17 protein-coding genes are annotated in these 20438 nt (G+C 41.6%); 5 read left to right on the top strand and 12 right to left on the bottom strand.

Going from position 1 to position 20438, the window contains the following annotated elements; translation table 11 throughout:
- Positions 1-38: 38 nt before the first annotated feature.
- A complete protein-coding gene (locus L1264_RS07715; protein WP_199527357.1) occupies positions 39-1577 on the top strand; it encodes a tetratricopeptide repeat-containing sulfotransferase family protein in 1539 nt (512 codons plus the stop codon).
- Here L1264_RS07715 and L1264_RS07710 read toward each other — a convergent pair.
- From L1264_RS07710 to L1264_RS07670, 9 genes are all read right to left on the bottom strand, one after another.
- Positions 1552-2391: a sulfurtransferase gene (locus tag L1264_RS07710; protein WP_138557021.1), complete on the bottom strand. Its 840-nt coding sequence runs from the start codon at positions 2389-2391 to the stop codon at positions 1552-1554. The two genes, L1264_RS07715 and L1264_RS07710, sit on opposite strands and share 26 nt — an antisense overlap.
- A complete protein-coding gene (locus L1264_RS07705; protein ID WP_199527356.1) occupies positions 2391-3554 on the bottom strand; it encodes a capsular polysaccharide export protein, LipB/KpsS family in 1164 nt (387 codons plus the stop codon). Before L1264_RS07705 ends, L1264_RS07710 begins: the two co-directional genes overlap by 1 nt.
- Positions 3555-3631: 77 nt before the next feature.
- A complete protein-coding gene (locus tag L1264_RS07700) occupies positions 3632-4024 on the bottom strand; it encodes an adenylyltransferase/cytidyltransferase family protein (protein WP_135926138.1) in 393 nt (130 codons plus the stop codon).
- Positions 4021-5088 (bottom strand): CDP-glycerol glycerophosphotransferase family protein, encoded by a 1068-nt coding sequence (locus tag L1264_RS07695; RefSeq protein ID WP_135926139.1) that lies wholly within the window; start codon positions 5086-5088, stop codon positions 4021-4023. The genes L1264_RS07700 and L1264_RS07695 overlap by 4 nt, the downstream gene beginning before the upstream one ends.
- An 86-nt stretch (positions 5089-5174) precedes the next feature.
- Complete coding sequence (locus tag L1264_RS07690; protein WP_135926319.1) at positions 5175-5591, bottom strand: group I truncated hemoglobin; 417 nt, start codon at positions 5589-5591, stop codon at positions 5175-5177.
- A 2-nt stretch (positions 5592-5593) separates the two neighbouring features.
- Positions 5594-6427, bottom strand: a complete 834-nt coding sequence (locus tag L1264_RS07685; RefSeq protein WP_138557024.1) for a DUF3034 family protein — start codon at positions 6425-6427, stop codon at positions 5594-5596.
- Entirely contained in the window at positions 6414-8729 is a 2316-nt protein-coding gene (locus L1264_RS07680) for a bifunctional diguanylate cyclase/phosphodiesterase (RefSeq protein ID WP_135926141.1), read from the bottom strand. The genes L1264_RS07685 and L1264_RS07680 overlap by 14 nt, the downstream gene beginning before the upstream one ends.
- Positions 8722-9369, bottom strand: coding sequence for a methylamine utilization protein (locus tag L1264_RS07675; RefSeq protein WP_135926142.1), 648 nt, complete (start codon positions 9367-9369; stop codon positions 8722-8724). Before L1264_RS07675 ends, L1264_RS07680 begins: the two co-directional genes overlap by 8 nt.
- Before the next feature lie 166 nt (positions 9370-9535).
- Positions 9536-10642, bottom strand: a complete 1107-nt coding sequence (locus L1264_RS07670; protein ID WP_199527355.1) for a phosphoribosylaminoimidazolesuccinocarboxamide synthase — start codon at positions 10640-10642, stop codon at positions 9536-9538.
- Between the two features lie 217 nt (positions 10643-10859).
- On the opposite strand from L1264_RS07670, the gene L1264_RS07665 reads away from it, so the two are divergent.
- From L1264_RS07665 to L1264_RS07650, 4 genes are read left to right on the top strand one after another with little or no spacing between them, the layout of a single operon-like run.
- The gene (locus L1264_RS07665; protein WP_235403855.1) at positions 10860-11933 is read left to right on the top strand and encodes a CDP-glycerol glycerophosphotransferase family protein; all 1074 of its coding nucleotides are present in this window, start codon (positions 10860-10862) and stop codon (positions 11931-11933) included.
- A 16-nt stretch (positions 11934-11949) separates the two neighbouring features.
- Positions 11950-12648 carry an ABC transporter ATP-binding protein gene (locus L1264_RS07660; RefSeq protein ID WP_199527354.1) on the top strand — a complete coding sequence of 233 codons (699 nt, stop codon included), beginning with the start codon at positions 11950-11952 and terminating at the stop codon, positions 12646-12648.
- A complete protein-coding gene (locus L1264_RS07655; protein WP_235403854.1) occupies positions 12635-13957 on the top strand; it encodes an ABC transporter permease in 1323 nt (440 codons plus the stop codon). Before L1264_RS07660 ends, L1264_RS07655 begins: the two co-directional genes overlap by 14 nt.
- 8 nt (positions 13958-13965) lie before the next feature.
- On the top strand, positions 13966-14454 hold the full coding sequence (locus L1264_RS07650; RefSeq protein WP_135926146.1) for a DUF3299 domain-containing protein: 489 nt from the start codon (positions 13966-13968) through the stop codon (positions 14452-14454).
- Between the two features lie 225 nt (positions 14455-14679).
- Here the strand turns inward: L1264_RS07650 and L1264_RS07645 are convergent, their stop codons facing one another.
- From L1264_RS07645 to L1264_RS07635, 3 genes are read right to left on the bottom strand one after another with little or no spacing between them, the layout of a single operon-like run.
- Complete coding sequence (locus L1264_RS07645) at positions 14680-16050, bottom strand: efflux transporter outer membrane subunit (RefSeq protein ID WP_199527352.1); 1371 nt, start codon at positions 16048-16050, stop codon at positions 14680-14682.
- Complete coding sequence (locus L1264_RS07640; protein WP_199527351.1) at positions 16043-19180, bottom strand: efflux RND transporter permease subunit; 3138 nt, start codon at positions 19178-19180, stop codon at positions 16043-16045. Before L1264_RS07640 ends, L1264_RS07645 begins: the two co-directional genes overlap by 8 nt.
- Positions 19181-19182: 2 nt before the next feature.
- Positions 19183-20409 carry an efflux RND transporter periplasmic adaptor subunit gene (locus tag L1264_RS07635; RefSeq protein WP_199527350.1) on the bottom strand — a complete coding sequence of 409 codons (1227 nt, stop codon included), beginning with the start codon at positions 20407-20409 and terminating at the stop codon, positions 19183-19185.
- Between the last annotated feature and the right edge of the window lie 29 nt (positions 20410-20438).

Genomic DNA, 20438 nt, shown 5'->3' with positions numbered 1-20438 from the left:
TAATTAAGTATTATGGCGAATTGGTATACAATGCGCTTATGCTAAATGATACCCAACAAGCGCTTCGCGCTCATATCCAACAGTTGTTAAGCAACAAGCAACTGAACGATGCACATCACCTACTTGTGCAGCGCCTAAAGCAAAATCCTGAAGACCACGTTTGTTACTTTTTACTCAGCGAAGTTAACACCGCAGCTGGTGATATCAACAAAGCGATTAAACTCCTTGAAAAAGCGCTAAGCCTAGCCTCTTTTGCGATTTACCATTTAGCCCTTGCCAAGTTATACGTACTGTTAGGCAAAGTAAGTAATGCAGCTGTGCACTATCAAAGCGCGTTGCAAACAGCTGACTTTAGCGCCGCTGACTTTGATACATTAGCTAATATTGCCACCCGTTTAGGGCATTATGACGACGCTCTTAACTTGCAAAAAGCAGCCTACCAACGCAACAAGGATAACCTACAAATTAGCTATAATTTGGCGGTGTGTTATAAAATTCACGGACTGTTCGATGAAGCTAAAAGCTTGTTACAGCAACTAACTACAAAGCAACCTCGCTTTTATCAAGCCCACTATTCGCAGGCTGAACTCAATACTGATGTAGATGCAGAGCAACATATTCAAAAACTACAAACTTTGGCGGATAAAGAAAAAAGCATTGTTGAACAACAAGTGTATTTTCATAGTCTTGCTCTTAATTATGAGCACCTCAATGACTACAAAAATGCATTTAAGTACTTTGCACTAAGTAAGCAAGCCATAGCGAGTAAACTTAATTATCAAGCAACCCAACACCACCGCTTTTGTCAAAAACTCATTACGCAAAGTAAGCAGCAAGTACTTGCAAGTAGTGACTCTGAGTTCTCACCAGTTTTTGTTGTTGGCATGCCCCGCTCTGGCACAACCTTAGTAGAAAAAATCCTTAATCAAAGTACACAGCTACGAGGTAATGGGGAATTAAATGATATTGCGCAATTGATACAACACGCCACGCAATCAGCTCGTGTGATTGATAGCGAAATGCTTGATAAAGCTTATTCATCAACCGCTGTAACTAAAGCACTCGCTAGCTATCAGCAAAGAGCAAAGCTGCTGAGTGATGGCCTTATAAGTTGTGATAAACAGCCATTTAACTTTTACTATATTGATTTTATTTTAGCGGCATTTCCTAATGCTAAAATCGTTTGTATGCAACGAGAGTGGCGTGATTGCAGCATTGCCAATTTTAGGCAGATGTATAGCCCGCAAAGTGTGTTTCATCACTACAGCTTTACACTTGAAGATATAGCCTCATTCCATCAAGATTACTTGGCTTTAGTCAGTCATTTTGCCAACAAGTATCCTGAAAACGTTTTTTTACAAAGCTATGAGCAATTAGTGGCCGAGCCTGCCCAACAAACTCAGAAGCTCTATGCTTTTTGTGATTTAAGCTGGCAAGAAAACTGTCTAAATTTTTATAACAACAATGCAGCATCAGCCACCGCGAGTAAAAAGCAAATTCGCCAGCCACTGAATAAAAACAGTATCGGCAGCTGGCAAAATTACGCTGAGTTTATTGATGCGGGCCTGTTTCAATAGGTAGGTCGTGACGAGCGCCCCATTCACTCCAAGAACCATCATAAACACGTAAGTTAGCGTAACCGCATTCATCGGCACACAATGCTATTGCACAAGCGGTCACACCCGAACCACAGCTAAATTGCAACTGGGTATGATGCGGCGCTATATGTTGCTCAAATAATGCCTGCAACTCGCTAAGCGGTTTAAGCTCACCATCATTCAATACGGTTGACAGCGATAAACAACGACTATTAGGAATATGACCACTGCGCATACCTTCACGCGGCTCAGCTTGCTCTCCTGTAAATCGAGCATAAGGGCGTGCATCGAGTGTTAGTGTACTTTGCTCATCAAGTGAGTTAAGCACTTGCTCAGCACTAATAAAGTAATCAGCGCGCGGGCTTGCAACAAAATTGCCTTGCCCAGAAGCAGCTGAATAGCTTGCTTGTGTTGCAAAGCCAAGTGCCTGCCACTTAGCTAAACCGCCACTTAAAACTTTTACGTTATCAAACCCCATGGCTTTAAACATCCACCATGCACGCGCTGAACTGAATAAGCCTTGGTCTTCATAAATTACAACCAGTGAATCTTGGTTAACCCCCGCAAGCTGCATTTGCTCTTCAAATTGCTCGCTACTGCACATCATACTTGGTACAGGGTTAGTGCTATCTGCCAGCGTATTTTTAAAATCAAAACGCTGTGCATTAGGTAGCATTGCTTTAGGCGCATATTCCCCAGACAGGCCAGGACGCACCATTCCGGCATCAAAAATAACCAAATTATCGTTGTTTAAATGCTCGTTAAGCCATTCTGGCGAGACAATGTTTTTCATTAACTTTCCTTTTGCGATAGCTGTGCAAATGTATCTTGCTGAGTTAAGCGCTTTTCGACCGCTTCAACATGCTCAGTTGTACATTCTTTCCAAACACCGGGCAAGCAATACACATGCTTTAAGTAAGTAAAAAATTTATCTCTTACAATACTATTTGCTTGCCAGCCATTTTGTAGTTTTTCTAAGCACTTAATCAAAGTAGCTTGATCACTGGCGTGTAGTACAAGCTCATCAATGTTGTAACAAGCAAGCCCCAAGGCAATCACTTGTTTATCAAGTAATAAGGACTCTAAGCCAACTGTCGAGTTAATTGTAATCACTGCTTCAGCGCCATTAATGAGTTCTCGAGTACAGTTGCCATTTGCAAAAATTGCAACGTCGTCTTTGTCGTACAAGTGCGCATAATGCTTATGCCAAGATGGGTGTTCTTTAAATACAACTTTAAGGTTTGGATCTGCTAATTCTCTCACTGAGGCCACAACTGCATCATATAACGCTTCCATTGATTTTAACCAAGGTGAATAACATGCTATCTGTGTATCATGAGGCACTTGAAAAGGCACAAAAAGATACCTTTCAGGCAGCTCAATAGCATCAAATTGACAACGCTTTTTATGATTTATACGAGGGATTAACTCAGGAGCTGAAAATGGTAGCTGGTTAGCTTTGTCGAAATTCAAATAAAACTGACTGTTTCTTGGCAAAGATGCAGCATAGTTAATACCACTCGGATCTAAACTAGTCGTGCCCGGTAGCAGCCCATTTTCATAAAAATAAGTAGTCAGTCCTAGCTGTTTAGCAGCCATACATACTGTGATATTTGGCAGCTTATTACCATTCCAAATCACCAGTGCTTCGGGTGACTCTGATTTAAGTAAATCATAGTACTTAGCAAAGCGGCAGCGCTCTACACATAACATAAACATCGTATAAACTTTTATGATTACTGCATTACTCCACAAGCTATTTCGTGCCTGCTTGCGTAATAGTTGATTTGCAATAACTTTATTAAAGTCAACTTGCGACGCTATTTTTAGGTATTTTAAAGCGCCTAATCGCGGTACGCCCATAATATGCAGTGTGCAATTGAAGGATAGTTGTTTAATTAATTTTTTATAATAGCGTGCATGTACATTGCTGCGAGAGATAAAAATAAAAGCCATATGAGAAAATCTTAAAACCTAAATTAGAAAGAAGATAAATGTGCATATAGCTATTATGTTAATTTTAGATGACAGTATTATGGCTGCCTTACGACCTCAATTATTTCTGTAGTCGATATAGAAGGGGTTCGCGTTAAATAAGTCACATCGCATAGATGTTTAAATTGATCGAAGCGTCCTGCCCAATCATCGCCCATAACAAGTAGGTGAGCTTGATGATTTTTAATATATTCGCCTTTTAGTTCAAGAGAGTGTTCGACAAACACTTCATCAACACACTTTAGAGAACTAATAATTTTCAGTCTGTCTGATTCACTATATACAGGCTTACGACCCTTTTTAGTTTGATTTAGTTCATCAGAAGATACTCCAACGATTAAATAATCGCCCAAAGCTTTTGCCCGTTCCAAAATATTAATATGACCCACATGGAAAATATCAAATGTTCCAAACGTTATTACACGTTTCATTTATGCTCCTCTAAATAAGATACTATTCTTTTAGCTGAGCGACCGTCCGTTTTACCCGCTAGTTTATTAATAATGTGTTTTCTTGACTCTTTAAACTCTGCTGTCTCACAAAAATCGGAGTTAAGTATAGTTTGCAACTCGTTATAGTCTCCTGCCCGTGAGCAAAGCTTGTTGAAGTATTTAATATCTTCATCTAATCGAGATTTAAGTCGGAATGAAAAAATACCACGATATGACCAGCGTAACTTATAAAAATCACACCATACGACAGGCTTTTCAAGTGCTGCAAATTCAAATATGGCTGATGAAGCATCAGATACCATAATATCAGCGATTGCTAAAAAAGGCGTTAGATCAAAGTCATGCTCGTTCGCTACATAAACATTTTTAAACTCTGACCATCGCTGAAGTTTTGTTCGCTGCTTTTTGTACTTTTGTTTAAACAAGCTAAAGAAGTGCGGCTTAATGATGATATTAAACTTCTCACAGTGTGCAGGAAAACTGTCACTCATACACTCTATCGAGCTTGGATAAAAAGTAGGGGCATATAAAAGTGTTTTTTTACTAGGGTCTAACCCTAAGCGACTGAGATCAATATGACTCATTGTTTGGTTGAAAATAGGATCTAATTTGGCGTAGCCACTATCAACAAAGTTACCGTCTGGGTATAACGCTTGGAGGCGCTGCAACCTGTGCTCTCCCTCAACAAAACGTACCGTTGTTTTATTATGCGATACATCATAATAACACTGCTTGGGGCCAATACCATGTTGCATCAACGCCGTTTTCTTATTGAGCTGCTCAGCCCCGGCAAAGGTATTACCAAAAATAACCCAATCTGCGTCTGAGTTTTGATAGAAAGAGAAGGTTTCCTCTTTATTTGTTAACCAAAACGCATTAATACCCTGTTCTTCTATAAACCTTTTACATGCAGCCAAACTGCGTGCATCTTGATTTTCATAGAAAACCATCGACACTTGGTGACCATTTGATAACAACTCCTTTAATACAGGGGTGTACTGCGGAATGTAATAAAGATGTTGAACATCAAAGTATAGTTGCATTTTTTACAGCTTTATAGTTGATAATGCCGGCCATTGTACATAAATTACATTTTTGTTTCAGCCATCAATAAAAAGTTTGTTAAAAGCTAAATATTAATGACTTCAGGGCGAAGGGGTGCTAAACGGCTTAAAATCTTGTTTTGCACTGTTTGCGGGATCTGTTGCTCATCCATCGCGTTTATTAATAGTTCAACAACTCGATTAAAGTCTTTTTCAGTGATATGCATGCCAGTATGGATATCGACCATGCTATCACCTTGATACTCACATGGGCCATTGGTAACACTGCACAAGTGGATAATGAATCCTTGACGAAAGTGTGCAACATTCGTTTGCTTAAAATAAGGCAAAATATCAGCATCACGGCCTATTTGATTGATAAAACTATCGACCAGACTTTCAATACCTTGTTGGCCGCCTATCTGCTGATAAACGGTGTTATTACTTTTGCCTGCACAACCAAGAAAAGTAATACAACACACTAGAATAAAAAGACGTTTCATCATTACCAATACCCTGTTACAGAAAGATACCAACCAGTTTGGTCGTCAGCACCAGCTATACGCCCTAAATCGAGCCACGCAGCTGTTACACTTACATGTTTATTAGGAAACCAGGCAATAAACACATCCTGCCAATCTTGCTCCCCTAAGCCAAGGTTGTTGGATTTTTCACGATACTCAACCCCTACAGCTAATTGGTGCGTTAAAAACACCGCTGTCGATGCTTCAAATAATACCTCTTTATCGCTATCAGCACCGCCAAAGCCTAACAAACCTAGTTGATTCGCATCGCTGTAGCGAAAGGTGGTATTCCAAAACCAGTTGTAACCTGCAAGAGCGCCCAAGTGCAACTTGCTGGCAGCTAAGTAGATATCAGTACCGCTGGTGTCTTTTGCACCTAATAGGTTTGCAATACTCCCATCATCCAATGATTTATGTTGTACACCCACGCTCAACTGTGGCCATTTACTGTAAACAATATCGCCATAGACACGTACTTTTGCGCTAGTAATTGATTGCTCAATATCGGTATTTAATGCTGGAACTTCAAAGCGCTGCTCCGCGTAGCTAAGCTCCACACGATCATAAAAGTTAACTTGTGCACCACATACATCTAAGCTGTAATCACTCACATCTGCACGGCTACAAAAACCATTGATGGCTATTTCGTTATCGCTTGCATAGCCCGCAAGTTGCGCCCAAGGTACGATACCGCCGCCAGCGCTGCCTTCAACTTGCGATACGCCTGGTGTTGCTAATAATTTTCCTGAAGCTGCGTGTCCCGTACTTGCAAAGGCTAAAAGAACTAAGCTAAAAAACCCATTAAGATGCTTCATTGTATACCTCTAACCACTGCAAAAATTGCTCTGATTTTAGTGGTCTACTCAAATAGTAACCTTGTGCATAATCACACTTCATGTCTATCAATAAGTCTAGCGATGGTTTATTTTCAACACCTTCAGCTACAACAGAAAAACCTAACTGGTGGCCTAAGTTCACCGTTGACTCAACAATAAATTGATCTTGCTTCGATTGATCGAGTTGTAAAATAAAACACTTATCCAGCTTTAACTCATCAATAGGTAGTAGCTTCAAGCGCCCCAATGAGGTTTGCCCAACGCCATAGTCATCAAGTGATATTTTTACACCTAATGTTTTTAAGTTTTCTAGCGCTTTAATGCCTTGCTCTTCATTTTCGATCATGTCGCGCTCTGTTAGCTCTATCGTGATCAAATGGCCACTTAAATTATGTTGTTCTAGCTGTTTTGCTAGGTGCGAATAAAAGTGAGGATAGGCAATATCTTGTGCAGAAACATTAATAGCAGCTTGCATCGTAATCCCTTGCTGTTGCCACTGTGCAACTTGCGAAACCACGGTCTTCACAACCCATGATGTCAGCTCAACAATAACACCCGACTGTTCTGCTAAGTCGATAAACAACTCTGGAGACACCCATTGACCGTCTTTTCGCTGCCAACGGATCAGCGATTCAACTTTATCAATACGCTGTGTTTTAATATTTAGCTTAGGTTGATAAGTCATAAACAACTGACCGTCATCATCCAATAATGCCTGCTTTAATTCATCAATAATCGCTAAACGCTCAAGGTGTTCTTCATCTTCGCCTTCTTGGTAATAATGAATGGCTTTGTGCTCACAAGAAGCGGTGTCTACCGCAATCAATGCTCGTCTCATTAGATCTTCAGGACTGACACTTTGTGAAAAGCAATGCACAACTCCTACACTAAAGCGTAACGTGATGTTTAAGCTTTGAATTAAATAACCCGCTTGTAATTGTGCAAGCATCTTCATGACAGCATCTTTAAACTGCCCGGTATCTCTTGCTGGTAGAATGGTTAAAAACTCATCCCCCCCAATACGTGCGTTCATTCCTTTTGAGTGCGCTGCAAATTCGGCAATACGTTGTGCAACCGCTTTTAAACAATCATCGCCAATACGTGGTCCTAACTTATCATTGATATGACGTAAGCCACGTATATCGATTGCAACCAGCGTGTATTCTGCACCTTCTTCAAATAATGACTCCATTGCTTCTAACATCGCAGAGCGGGTTAAAAAGCCCGTTAAAGAGTCATGACTTGCTTGAAAACTTATTTGCCGCTCACGCTCTTTTATGTCATTACCCATGTTATTAAATGCATCAACTAAGGTAATGATTTCTGTACTTTGCTTATTACCTACAAACTCAGCTTTATAGTTTCCAAGCGCAAATTGTTGTGCCAGTGAGGTGAGCTTTGATAAGGGAGTGGTAAGGTTTTTTGCTAATATGCCACTAGTAAGCACACCTATTACAACCGTTATGGCAGCAAGAATAATAATAGTAAAAAACAGCTGCTCAAATTCTCGGTAACTATGAGTAAGATCTGCACTTAACAATACAGAAACTAAATGTCCTGGTAGAGAAGGTAACTGCACAAGTCGATTACGATAAACGGGCTTTTCACCAAAAATACGTTGTGTTGTTTGCGTATTAAAATGCGCTAATACTGAGTTATTTTTTGGCTGCTCTGCCAGTGATGTTTCAACCACACCATCATCTTCGCCAATAAAACTAACATCCATCGTGGTGAGATTTTTTAGCTCTTCAGCCACAAGGTCCGTGATTTCAAATCCCACTAAACTATATGCCACAGTACGAGGAGCTCGAACTGGCAATAAAATGACCTGATAAAGCGTTTTATCTAACACAATGAAGTTCGATTGATCAGCATTGACCATAAGCTGATTCATTAATGGGGTAAATTCACTAGGCGTATGATTAAAATCAGTATTTGCGGAAATTAATTGCCCAGATAAATCAATTAGCATCATCACATCAGCATTTATGCGACGACTGTGATTATTCAACACACTACTAATTGTGTCTGCGTCTTGAGTAGCAACCGCTTGCTTAAACCCAAAATCAGCGGTCAACACTTTTGCAGCTGTAAGTAATAAACTTTCTTTAGCACTTAGATACTGTTTAAAAACATTTTCAGCAACATTAATGTCTTCAAGTAACTTTTGATCATTAAAGCGATTCGCTGACCACCAGGAACTTACCAAGCTAACTAAGCTAGTCAAAAGGACTAGGCTCACACACAATGCAATGATGCGCCCTCTTAAACTATTAATCATTGTTGCCCTTAAACATTTCACCAAATGTGTTTCGTGGTGCAGGTTCTTGAACGTTAATGCTTACATCTTTGCCTTGCTCAGATAAGGTGACTGATTGCTTTTTAGTGAGCGGTGTTAATTGATTAGGATGCCACACAGTAAAGGTAGTAGGTAAAGTCACGCCGTTAAGAGTCACTTTGCCATCAGCTGTGGTTTTTATGACTTTGTTCGAATTTGCCACATAGATATACCCCACCATTGAGTCATGAATATTACAACCCAGCACAACAACACCTGGGTCTTCAAAGCGCTCCGGCTGCTCTGGACGGTCTGAATATAATTTAATATCAAATACTTTACTGTGCTTGAATGAATATACATGGTGGCGAATGTTATCACTGTTAGGAAAGTCCACAGACTGCCCTGGTTGGATCACTAAAACTGACGGTGAGAATTGTTTATCTACCTGATCCATTATCGCTACTGGCAAAGATTGCGGTGAAGAATGTGCTGAACTTTCAAGCTCAATAACGGCGTTAGCTAAAGGCTCTCCAGATTGATCACGCACAACAAACGAAAGATCTGCAGCGAATAAGTTTATAGAGCTGAAAAATATTGCAAGACCACACACAGCGCGAGCACAATGCGCAAAAATCGACATAATTAGATCCTTGCTTAGCTTAGTTAGCTAATTAGTATAGGTTAATCTTAGTTTAAGTTAATGACTAGAAGCGTTAAAAGCAAGAAAAAGCCAAGCTGTTTTCTTAGAAAAAAGCTTGGCTTTAGTATTATTGACCTAGCAAATTACTAAATCTGATTGATAAAAGTTAACCGTGCTTAATTAAGCCGTACTCTTTATCTAATATCGCAATGACCTCACTACGAGGATCAGCTGGAATCGTAATTTCTTGCCCAATTATTTTGCTGGCAATGCCAACATAAGTATTAGACACTTCAAGCATCACAGATTCTGGCAATGTGTAATCTTTTGCTAACTGCTCGCGCTCATCCATGCGGTCTTTATTTAATAACACGTCGCTGTCTGGTACGTTATTAATTAATAACTGACGGAAACCCTCTTTTGAGTTTTCAATAATTTTACCGTCACGATAAGCAGGGCCATCCCAAATGCGTGATGAATCAGGTGTACCCACTTCATCGATGTAAATAAGCTTATCTGAGCCATCAATGTCTTCAACATAACCAAATTCAAACTTAGTATCGACAAAGATTTGGTCTAGCTGTGCAAGTTCATCACTGATCAGCTTAAAGCCCTCAACAAGTAATTGCTCGTATTTAGCGACATCGTCTTCAGACTTGAAGTTGAAAACAGATAAGTTATTCGTGATGTTTTCACGGGTAATGTTCACATCATCAACTTCTGGAATATCAGCAACACCGGTGATAATGCCTTTCGTTGATGGCGTAATTAACACTTCATCTAGCTTTTGGTTCGCTGCTAGTCCCTCAGGTAAATCAATACCACAGAAATTACGCGTACCTTTAGCGTAATCACGCCACATGCTACCCGTAATATACTGACGAGCAATCGCTTCTACTTTAACCGTACTCGCTTTACGGACAATCCACACATATGGATGAGGAATATCAACAATGTGATTACCTGCAAGGCCTGCTTTATCAAATAACTTAAACCAATGAGATGCCACTGAGTTCAGTGCAATCCCTTTACCTGGCACGCCATTTAAGCCGTTTTCACCTTGCCAAATACAATCAAACGCTGAAATGCGGTCAGAAATAACCATAATAGCCAGCTCAGTACCTTTTGGAACTTGGTACCCTTTTTCACTAATTAAACGAGCGCTGTCTTCATCAGTTAACCAATAAACTGAACGCACTTTACCACTATGAACCGCACCTTTTGTACGGATCGGTAAATCATCGTTTACGTCTAAAACTTTATAGCTAGTCATGCTATCTCCGATAGTATTTGGCATGCTCCTGTGAGCACATGTATGGGATTGGGGTTATGGCCGCCTATAATAATCCAGACGTGCTTAAAGCTCAATCATTGCCCGGTTATCTGCGCATAATCAAGAACGCTAAATACAATAAATAATTCACGATTCTGTAATTTTGCTGTCATAAGCGCGATTTCGTTATAATATTGTCTCGCAATAGGAGGTGTTCTTGGATTATTTAGCAGCTACAGCAGACAAAAAATACTTAATGTATATTTCTCAAAACTACTCTTACGCTATTTTGCGTCCTTTACAGAAAGAGATTCTAGCGCGCGGAGGCGAAGTAAAATGGTTTTTAGAGGGTGATGAAGTTAATCCTGACTTTTTGCACTCTGATGAATCTTGTCTCACTTCAATTGAATCGGTAATAGATTGGAATCCAGATATTTCTTTTATACCTGGCAATATTATTCCAAACTTTATACCCGGTAAAAAAGTAGCTGTTTTTCATGGCTTTAACTCAGGAAAGTTAAACCGAAGAGGATATGAAGATCACTTCAATATAAGAGGTTGTTTTGACTTATATTGCACTCAAGGCCCAAATACGAGTAAAAGATTTTCAGAGTTAGCTAAAGCACATGGCTTTTTTATAACCAAAGAAACAGGTTGGCCAACTCTTGATCCGTTATTTTCGAAAATGGCGAACAATCCATACATAGATGAGAGCGATCAAAGGCAAACGCTTTTAATTTGTTCAACATTTTCTCGCAACCTCTCTCTTGCCCCTAAATTATACGAGCAGATAAAAGCGTACAGTGAGCAAGGAAAGTGGCGAATTTTAATGCAGTTTCACCCGAAAATGCCAAGCGAGCTTGTTGCGAAATACAAAGCGCTTCAAAATGAGAATCTTACCTTTGTCGAGACCGATAATGTATTACCGCTATTACAAGCGGCAGATGTCATGCTATGTGATACATCGTCTATTTTGTTGATGTTTATCTTACAAAGAAAGCCTGTTGTCACTTTCTGTAACCAAGCACCCGGCGAACACCTAATAGATATCACTGATGCCGATAAGCTAACTGAGGCGATAGATTATGCCTTTACACGACCAGCTGAATTAATGGAAAAAATTGAGCAGTTTTGTCAACAGCTTCACCCATATCAAGACGGCTTATCGAGTCAACGTGTACTTGCTGCAAGCAATGAATTACTATTGAGCAATCCAGCACTTAAGCCAAAACCACGTAACTTTATTCGTAACTTTAAGATGCGCAAAAAATTAAATTACTGGCGATGGTAACAATTGATAGGTCGTTATGATCACGCTTGCAAACGTGCTATTCAAGTGGCACACAAAACAACCTGAGCCGACGATCAATATTTCTAAATTAGATATTGATCAAGGCGAACATGTTTTTCTTCATGGTCCAAGCGGCTGTGGTAAATCAACCTTATTATCACTGCTCGCTGGTGTTACTATTCCTAATCAAGGTCGTATCGAATTACTTAATAAGGCGATAAACGAGCTTAGCAACAGTCAACGTGACCGTTTTCGTGCCGACCACATAGGGTATATTTTTCAAAACTTTAATCTATTACCTTATTTATCCCCTATTGAAAACGTAACTTTGGGATGCCAGTTTTCAAAACAAAGGCAAACAAACGCATTAAAAAATAGTGCAACATTAGCAGCAGAGGCAAGCCGCTTACTCAGTGCTTTAGGGCTAAATGATAACTTGCAACATCAAGCCGTTGCGCAGCTTAGTATTGGTCAACAACAAAGAGTGGCTGCTGCGCGTGCTTTTATAGGCAGTCCTGAAATTATCATTGCTGACGAACCTACCTCAGCACTCGATACACAAAACCGCCAAGCCTTCGTAAAATTATTATTTGAGCAAGCAAGCGCGGCAAATAGCACGCTGGTGTTTGTCAGCCATGATGAAACACTACAAACATTATTTACTCGTAGTATCAGCCTTGTCGAGTTACAAGGAGGCACACATGCTACTCGTTAAACTCGCCGCGAAAAGTTTATTAAACCGTAAAGCCAGTGCCCTACTCACGTTATTTACGATAGCAATTAGCGTTATGCTACTGATGTCGATTGAGCGCGTTCGAGTCGATGCCAAAAGTAGCTTTAGCAATACAATTTCAGGCACTGATTTAATTGTTGGCGCACGTACCGGTGACATCCAACTACTGCTGTCTTCAGTATTTCGTATTGGTCATGCTAACAATGGCGTGAGCTGGAAAAGTTACCAATACATCACAGGGCAACGCGGCGTAAAATGGGCTATTCCTATGTCGCTTGGCGACAGCCACAAAGGCTTAGCTGTGCTTGGCACAAATAAAGACTATTTTGAGCACTATCGCTTTGCTAAAAAGCAACCGTTAAGCTTTTCACAAGGTCATGAATTTAATCACTTGTTTGAGGTTGTGTTAGGTGCTGAGGTTGCCAACACCTTAGGCTATCAGCTTGGCGATGAAGTGGTGATTGCACACGGCATGGGCAATACCAGCTTTCATAACCATGACGATAACCCATTTAAAGTGGTTGGTATTTTAAAAGCAACGGGGACGCCTGTTGATAAAACCCTACATATTCCACTGGCAGCAATTGATGAGATTCATGGCGGCCATGCTCATCAACATCAACCCGCTCAGGCTGATGCAAATGACCACGACCACGACCACGACCACGACCACGACCACGACCACGACCACGACCACGACCACGACCAGCATGATGATGTTGATTTAGTGGGTGCACCAAAACAAATAACCGCTTTTTTACTTGGTTTTGACTCTCCGCTTTATACCTTACAAGTGCGTCGTAATATCAACCAATACAAAGATGAAGCACTGCTTGCCATTATGCCGGGCGTTACCTTGCGTGAACTTTGGGAAATGCTTTCTATCGTGGAAAAAATCTTGCTGTTATTTTCTATTGTCGTGGTACTGATCAGTTTACTTGGCATGTTAACGAGCCTGCTTTCAAGCTTAAATCAACGCCGCAGAGAGCTTGCTATTTTACGCTCTGTTGGCGCACGGCCTTGGCATATTTTCACCTTGATCAGTGTCGAATCGTTACTCATTACAGGGCTTGGCTGCATTGTTGGCACCGCATTGTTCTATGCTTTAATGCTACTCGGCGCAGATTACTTGCAAAGCCATGCCGGAATAAGCCTAAATATAGCTTTATTGTCATCCTATGAACTTATGCTCTTAGCTGCGATAATGGTCGCAGGCTTTATTGTTGGGTTAATTCCTGCAACCCGTGCGTATTTCTACTCTCTTGCTGATGGTATGAGTATTAAAATTTAAGGAATGTTATGCCGTTTTTTCGAAAACTCGTCGCTTTAGTCACATTATTTGTGTGCGCTACAGCCAATGCTGGCGCACCAAAAGAAATTTTCTGGGAAGATTTAATTCCCAAAGGTCATGTCCAAATCGACACCCAAGCACAAGCAAACCATGAAGGTAGCGAGCAAAACTGGGTGCAACCAGACCTTGATGCGCCTGTGGTAAAGGAGCTTGATGGAAAATCAGTGAGTTTGCCTGGTTTTGTGGTACCACTAGAAGGCGATAGCGAAGTGATCACCGAGTTTTTACTAGTGCCTTATTTTGGAGCGTGTATTCACGTACCACCACCGCCACCAAACCAAATTGTGCATGTTACTATTAAAGGCGGTGTGCCAATCGAAAGCCTGTACGATGCGATCGTAGTGACAGGCGTTATCAGCACAGAAACCTGGTCTGGTGAAATTGCTCAAGTAGGCTACAAGATGAAAGCCGTTGGCGTAGCACCATTTGAGTTATAAGTGTTTAAAGAGCATGCTTTTGCATGCTCTTTAAATTAATCCACTACTTTTTCTTTTTCTAATTCCTGTTCGCTCAATTCATACCAATTCGCTTAATTAAGTGATCTATTTTGAGGCAATTAAACCTCGTTGATAGCAAGGCAAAAATTTCGTTATTTAGTTGTTCTAAATCAGAAATTTTTAACGTAGATAGCGACAGGTTTAATCCCTCAAAATGATTAAGTATTATTGCGGATTGGTATCATACCATCCGCCACCAAGGGCTTTATAGAGTGTTGCTAAGCTTTGCAGACGGTCATTCTTTGCCTGCGATAAGGCTATTTCTGCCGAAAATAACTGCCGCTGGGCATCCATTAAGTCAAGTGAACTGGCAACACCATTGCTATACCTAAGGCGTGCTAAGCGGTAGTAATCTTGACTACTGAGCACCAAGCTTCTTTGCGCATCATAGCTTTGCTCTGCCGACTGGTAGTTCGATAACTGATTGCTCACTTCTTGCAGTGCCACCAGCACTGTTTTTTGGTATTTGATACTTGCCTGATAAGCCCGTTGTTCCGCAACCGTTAAATTTGCCTGATTGCGGCCCATATTAAATATTGGCATTAACAGCTCTGAGCCCAGCAACCAAACCTGCGAATTACTGGCAAGCAAATCACTAAAATCAGTACTTTCACTACCAAGCTCAGCATACAAATTAAGTTTTGGAAATAACGCCGCTTTTGCGACCCCAATCTCAGCCATTGCTGCTTGCCATTGATACATGGCTTGTTGCACATCTGGCCTACGCTTTAACAGTTCGCTAGGTAACCCTGTTGGTAGTTGCTTAGGAAGGGTTTGCACAGATAACTCATTACCCCCTTGCACATCAGCATTGGCATCACCAATTAAAAACTTTAACTGATTAATAATCCGCCTTTCACTGTGCTGTAATGGCGGGATCTTCACCTTTGCTGATTCTAACTCTACTTCAGCTTGGCGTTGTTCTAGCCCTGAAATAATACCGCCTTTTTTGCGAATACGCGCAATTTCAAGCTCTTTCTCACGAAGCTTAATTGTACTTAGGCTAATTTTTAATTGCTCTTCTACTTCTTTAAGGGCAAAAAACTGCTGCGCCACATCAGCAATCAAGGCGAGCTGCAAGGCATTTCGGGCTTGCTCTTGGCTATAATAATTTGCCAGTGCGGCTTCGCTTGCGCGCCGATTGCTGCCAAATAAGTCTAGCTCCCAACTTAAGTAACCTTTTAAATCAAATGAGTTTTCAGGGCCACTATTAAGCTCTTCTTCTCGTTCTGAGGTAAGCCCTACGCTTACATCAGGCCATAAAGCGGCATCGGTAATCCGATATCGAGCTCGCGCTTCGATAATTTTCGATTGCGCAATTAACATATCTTGATTATTAACCAGCGCTTGGCTAATCAGTTTTTGCAAATGTGGGTCGCTATATATTTGCTTCCAGCCAGCTAATGCTTCAGACTGTGGCGTTGCTGCGGCCCCCATAAAGTTAGTGACTTTGCTATGCTCAGGCACTTCAAAATCAGGGCCAACAGCACAGCCTTGTAAGCAAGCAAAACAAAACAATGGCAACAATTTATGCATCAACTTGCTCCTTTTCTAACACTTTAGAGACGGGTGCTTGCTGTTTTTTCACAAAGCGTGCTGCGGTAATAAAAAACAACGGCACTAAAATGATGCCAATAGAGCTTGCCAGTAACATCCCCCCTAAAATAGGCATAGAAACCGACTGCCGACCAACTGCTCCGGGGCCAGAGGCAAGTACTAACGGCAAAACGCCAAGCACAAAAGAGGCTGCGGTCATTAAGATGGGTCGAAAACGAGAACGGGCGGCTTCTATTGCAGCATCAACGGCATTCATACCTTCTTGGTAAAGCTGATTAGCCACTTCAACAATCAATATAGAGTTTTTCGCTGCAAGGCCTATCAATGCAATAAATGCGACTTGAAAAAATAAGTTGTTTTCATGCCCCGTCACCAAGGTCAATATAGAGGCCCCTAACATGGCAATAGGGCTGATAAGTAATACCGCAAATGGTAATGCCCAACTTTCATAAAGCGCTGCTAAAAACAAAAAAACAAACACAATCGCCAAACTCACCGCAATACCTAGTTGACCGGATGAGCGAATTTCTTGATAAGTTAAGCCTGTCCATTCATAACCAATATTTGTTGGTAATTTAGCCACTTCCTCTTTAATTACTTTAATCACGTCACCCGATGCATAGCCAGCAGCTGGTGACACATTCACCATGGCACTGGTAAACATATTAAAGCGATTTATCGCAGACGGACCGGTTGTTAGATTAAGCTTAGCAAGCACATTTGATGGCACCATAGCGCCATTTTTAGAACGCACATAAAATTCGTTGAGGTTTTCAGGGCGTGCTCTAAATTCATCTTCAGCTTGAACTTTAACCCGATAAACTCGGCCAAATAAGTTAAAGTCGTTAATTGTTGATGAGCCAGTAAGCACTTTCATTGTGCTGTAGACATCGGCAATCGGCACCTCTAATGCCATGGCTTTTTCTCTATCTAACTCTAAAAACAGCTGAGGTACTGAGCCACGCAGTGAACTACTTGCTTTAGCAACTTCAGGGCGGTTATTTAAATTTGCCAGTAAAACCTCAAGCGATTCAACTAGGCTTGTTAAGTTGCCTCCTGTTTTTTCTTGTAGTGCAAACTCAACGCCAGAGCCCGAACCAAGCCCTGCCACAGCTGATGGTTGAAACACATTAAACTCAGCATCGGGAATGGCATACAGCTGCTTACGTATATCATTCATCACACTTGTGACCGTAAATCCTTGCTCCGCACGCACTTGCCAAGGTTGTAAAATCACCTCCATTTGACCATGCGATTGCGCACTACCAGCACGGCGGTTTTCACCCGCTAGAGTGAATGAATAAGCCACCCCCGCATGGCTCATAACAAATTGGTTTGCTTTGCTTATTACTTCATTGGTACGTGAAACCGTTGCCGCATCTGGCAAGGTAATATCAACAAAAAAGCGCCCTTGATCTTCTTGCGGCATAAAGCTGCTTGGTAGTTGGCTAAACATAAAATAGCCTCCTACTAACATAATAAAAAAGGCAATGTAGCTGCGCTTTGCTTTTGCACAGCTAGCCTTTACAAGCCAGGTGTATTTTTCGCCAATACCTTCAAGCCAGCTATTAAACTTAACAAAAACCTTATTCTTTGAGGGGGTACTAGGTTTTAAGAAAATCGCACATAAAGCGGGGCTCAAGGTTAACGCAACTAGGGTCGAAATGAGTACCGCAACGGTAATTGAAATCGCAAATTCTCGGTACATAATGCCCGTAATACCGGCTAAAAATGACACCGGCACAAACACCGCTGCCAGTACTAAAGAGGTTGCCACTATGGCGCCAGAAAGCTCTGTCATCGCTTGCTTAGTAGCAGCAACTACCTCCATATTTTGCTCATTGATCAGTCGCTCAACACTTTCGACTACAACAATCGCATCATCAACGACGATGCCGATTGCCAATACCATAGCCAATAAACTGACATTGTTAATGGTAAATCCAAATGCAGCCAAGGCGATAAAGGTACCCACTATTGACACCGGCACAGCTAAAGCGGGTATTAAAGTTGTTCGCCAGTTTTGCAAAAATAAATACACCACTAAAATCACTAAGATCAGCGCTTGAATAAGGGTATTGATCACCTCATTAATCGACAGCTTGATAAACTCAGATGCATCATAAAATAACTGCCATTTCACTCCCTTTGGAAAAGCCGCGCTCAGGCGTTCCATCTCAGCCTTAACACGTTCAGTAACCGCTAATGCATTAGAGCCTGGTAACATATAAACCTGCAAAATAGTGGCGGGCTGTTCATTTAGTTTTGAATTTAAAGTGTACGCAGACGATGCCAGCTCAACCCTTGCAACATCTCGCAAACGGATCATCGAGCCATCACTGTTAACTCGCAGCATAATGTTATTAAATTCATCAACCTTATTAAGCCGTCCTTGTGCCCGCACCGGAAAATTAAGCTTAATTGCATCGCTCATTGGCTGAGCCCCGATCTCCCCAGCAGCGGCCTCTTTATTTTGTGCTTTGATTGCTGCGGTCACATCATTCACGGTTAATTCATAGCCCGCTAAAATGTCAGGTTTTAACCAGACCCGCATAGCATAAGAACGCGAGCCGGTATTACGAACTCGCCCAACCCCCGGAACACGCTTTAAAGCCGCCTCAACATTGATGCTAGCGTAGTTACTCAAATAGATTTCATCATAGCGAGGGTCATCAGATGTCAGCGCTAGCTTCAAAAGCTCGACTGAGCTTTCATTAGACACTGTCACCCCTTCAGTTTGCACATCAACAGGTAAATTACTGCCAGCTTGGCTTGCTGTATTTTGCACATCTACAAGGGCAAGATCAGGGTCAGTGCCAACATCAAAGGTGAGTGTGATCCCAACACTCCCCGAGTTAGTGGCCTTTGACTCCATATACAACATGTTTGGCGTGCCATTTAATTCTTGCTCAAGTGGAATAGCTACAGATTCAGATGCGGTTTCGGCGGTTGATCCCGGAAATGAAGCCGACACTTTAACCGATGGCGGAGCGATATCGGGGTATTGATCAATTGGCAAAGTAAAAAGCGAGACCAAGCCAGTGAGTAAAATAACTAGCGAAATAACAATGGCAAACACCGGGCGCTTAATAAAAAAATGCGAAAACATAATTAAACTCCCTGCGCTTTATTTTTATCTTCCTGTTTTGCAGGTTTATCTGGGGCGAGCAGTTGATGATCGGCGTTTGGGGTTAGTTGATGCTTTTCAAACTCCTCGAGTGAAATCGCTTTCACTTGTTGGCCATGACGAATACGATGCAAGCCTTTAACCACGACTAGTTCACCCGCACTCAAGCCACCGCTGACCACAATACCTTGCTCACCATAATGCTCAACAACAATAAAGCGCCGCTCTATCACACCTGAATCAAGCACCACCATCACATAAATACCACCTTGCTCAACTTGCGTAGCCTCTTCAGGTACTACAATAGCGTTACTGATCTGCGACAACTTTATACGCGCTTTAGTATATTGGCCAGGTAATAACTCACTGTCGGGATTGGGTAATTGTGCCCGTACTTTAAAGGTGCCTGTTTTCGGGCTAATCTTAGGGTCAGTAAAGCTCACATCACCCCAGTAGCGATATTCGCTGCCATCTGGCAAAGAAATACGCACGAATCCTTCAAGCGCTTTACCTTTTTGTTCGGCTTGTAGCTGATCCATCAAACTACTCATACGGCGTTTTGCGTTTAAGTAATCCAGTGCCGACATATTAAAATTAACGTAGATAGGATCTATTTGCTGAATAGTGGTTAGCAAAGAAATACCGTTAGTGCCGACTAGCGCACCTAAATCAGCTTCAGAGCTACCTACCATGCCACTAATTGGCGCTGTAATGCGGGTATATTCGAGTTCGAGCTTCGTTTCTTCAAGCTCTGCTTGGGTTGCTGATAATGACGCTTGCGCTTGCTCTTGAATAGAAATAGCGTTGTCGTAGTCGAGCTGGCTTGCTGCATCTTGCTCGTAAAGGGGTTTTAAACGAGTTACATCCCGTTTGGCTTTAGCCAACGCTGCTTGGTCTTTTTGCAGCGCCGCTTTAACGCGATTAAGCTTGGCTCGGTAAGGTCTATCGTCAATGGTATAGAGTAAATCCCCTTCATCAACCCAGCTTCCTTCGACAAACTCAACACTTTCTACAAAGCCTGTGATCCGCGCGCGTACTTCAACATCCAGCGACGCATCTGTGCGTGCCACGTAGTTTCCGTATAAAGGCACATCAAACTGTTTGACCTTAGCAGTAACAACTTCTTCAATTACCTCGTTTGGTTGCTCTTTTGAGCAACCAACAAGCACCATTACCAACACATATCCTATGAGGTATTTGTTTAATAGCATACAACCTTCTCATTCCTTAAGCCTGTCTC

This window comes from Pseudoalteromonas sp. APAL1, from assembly GCF_021532475.1.
Taxonomy (GTDB): domain Bacteria; phylum Pseudomonadota; class Gammaproteobacteria; order Enterobacterales; family Alteromonadaceae; genus Pseudoalteromonas; species Pseudoalteromonas lipolytica_C.
This window is presented reverse-complemented; position numbering and strand designations above follow the sequence as displayed.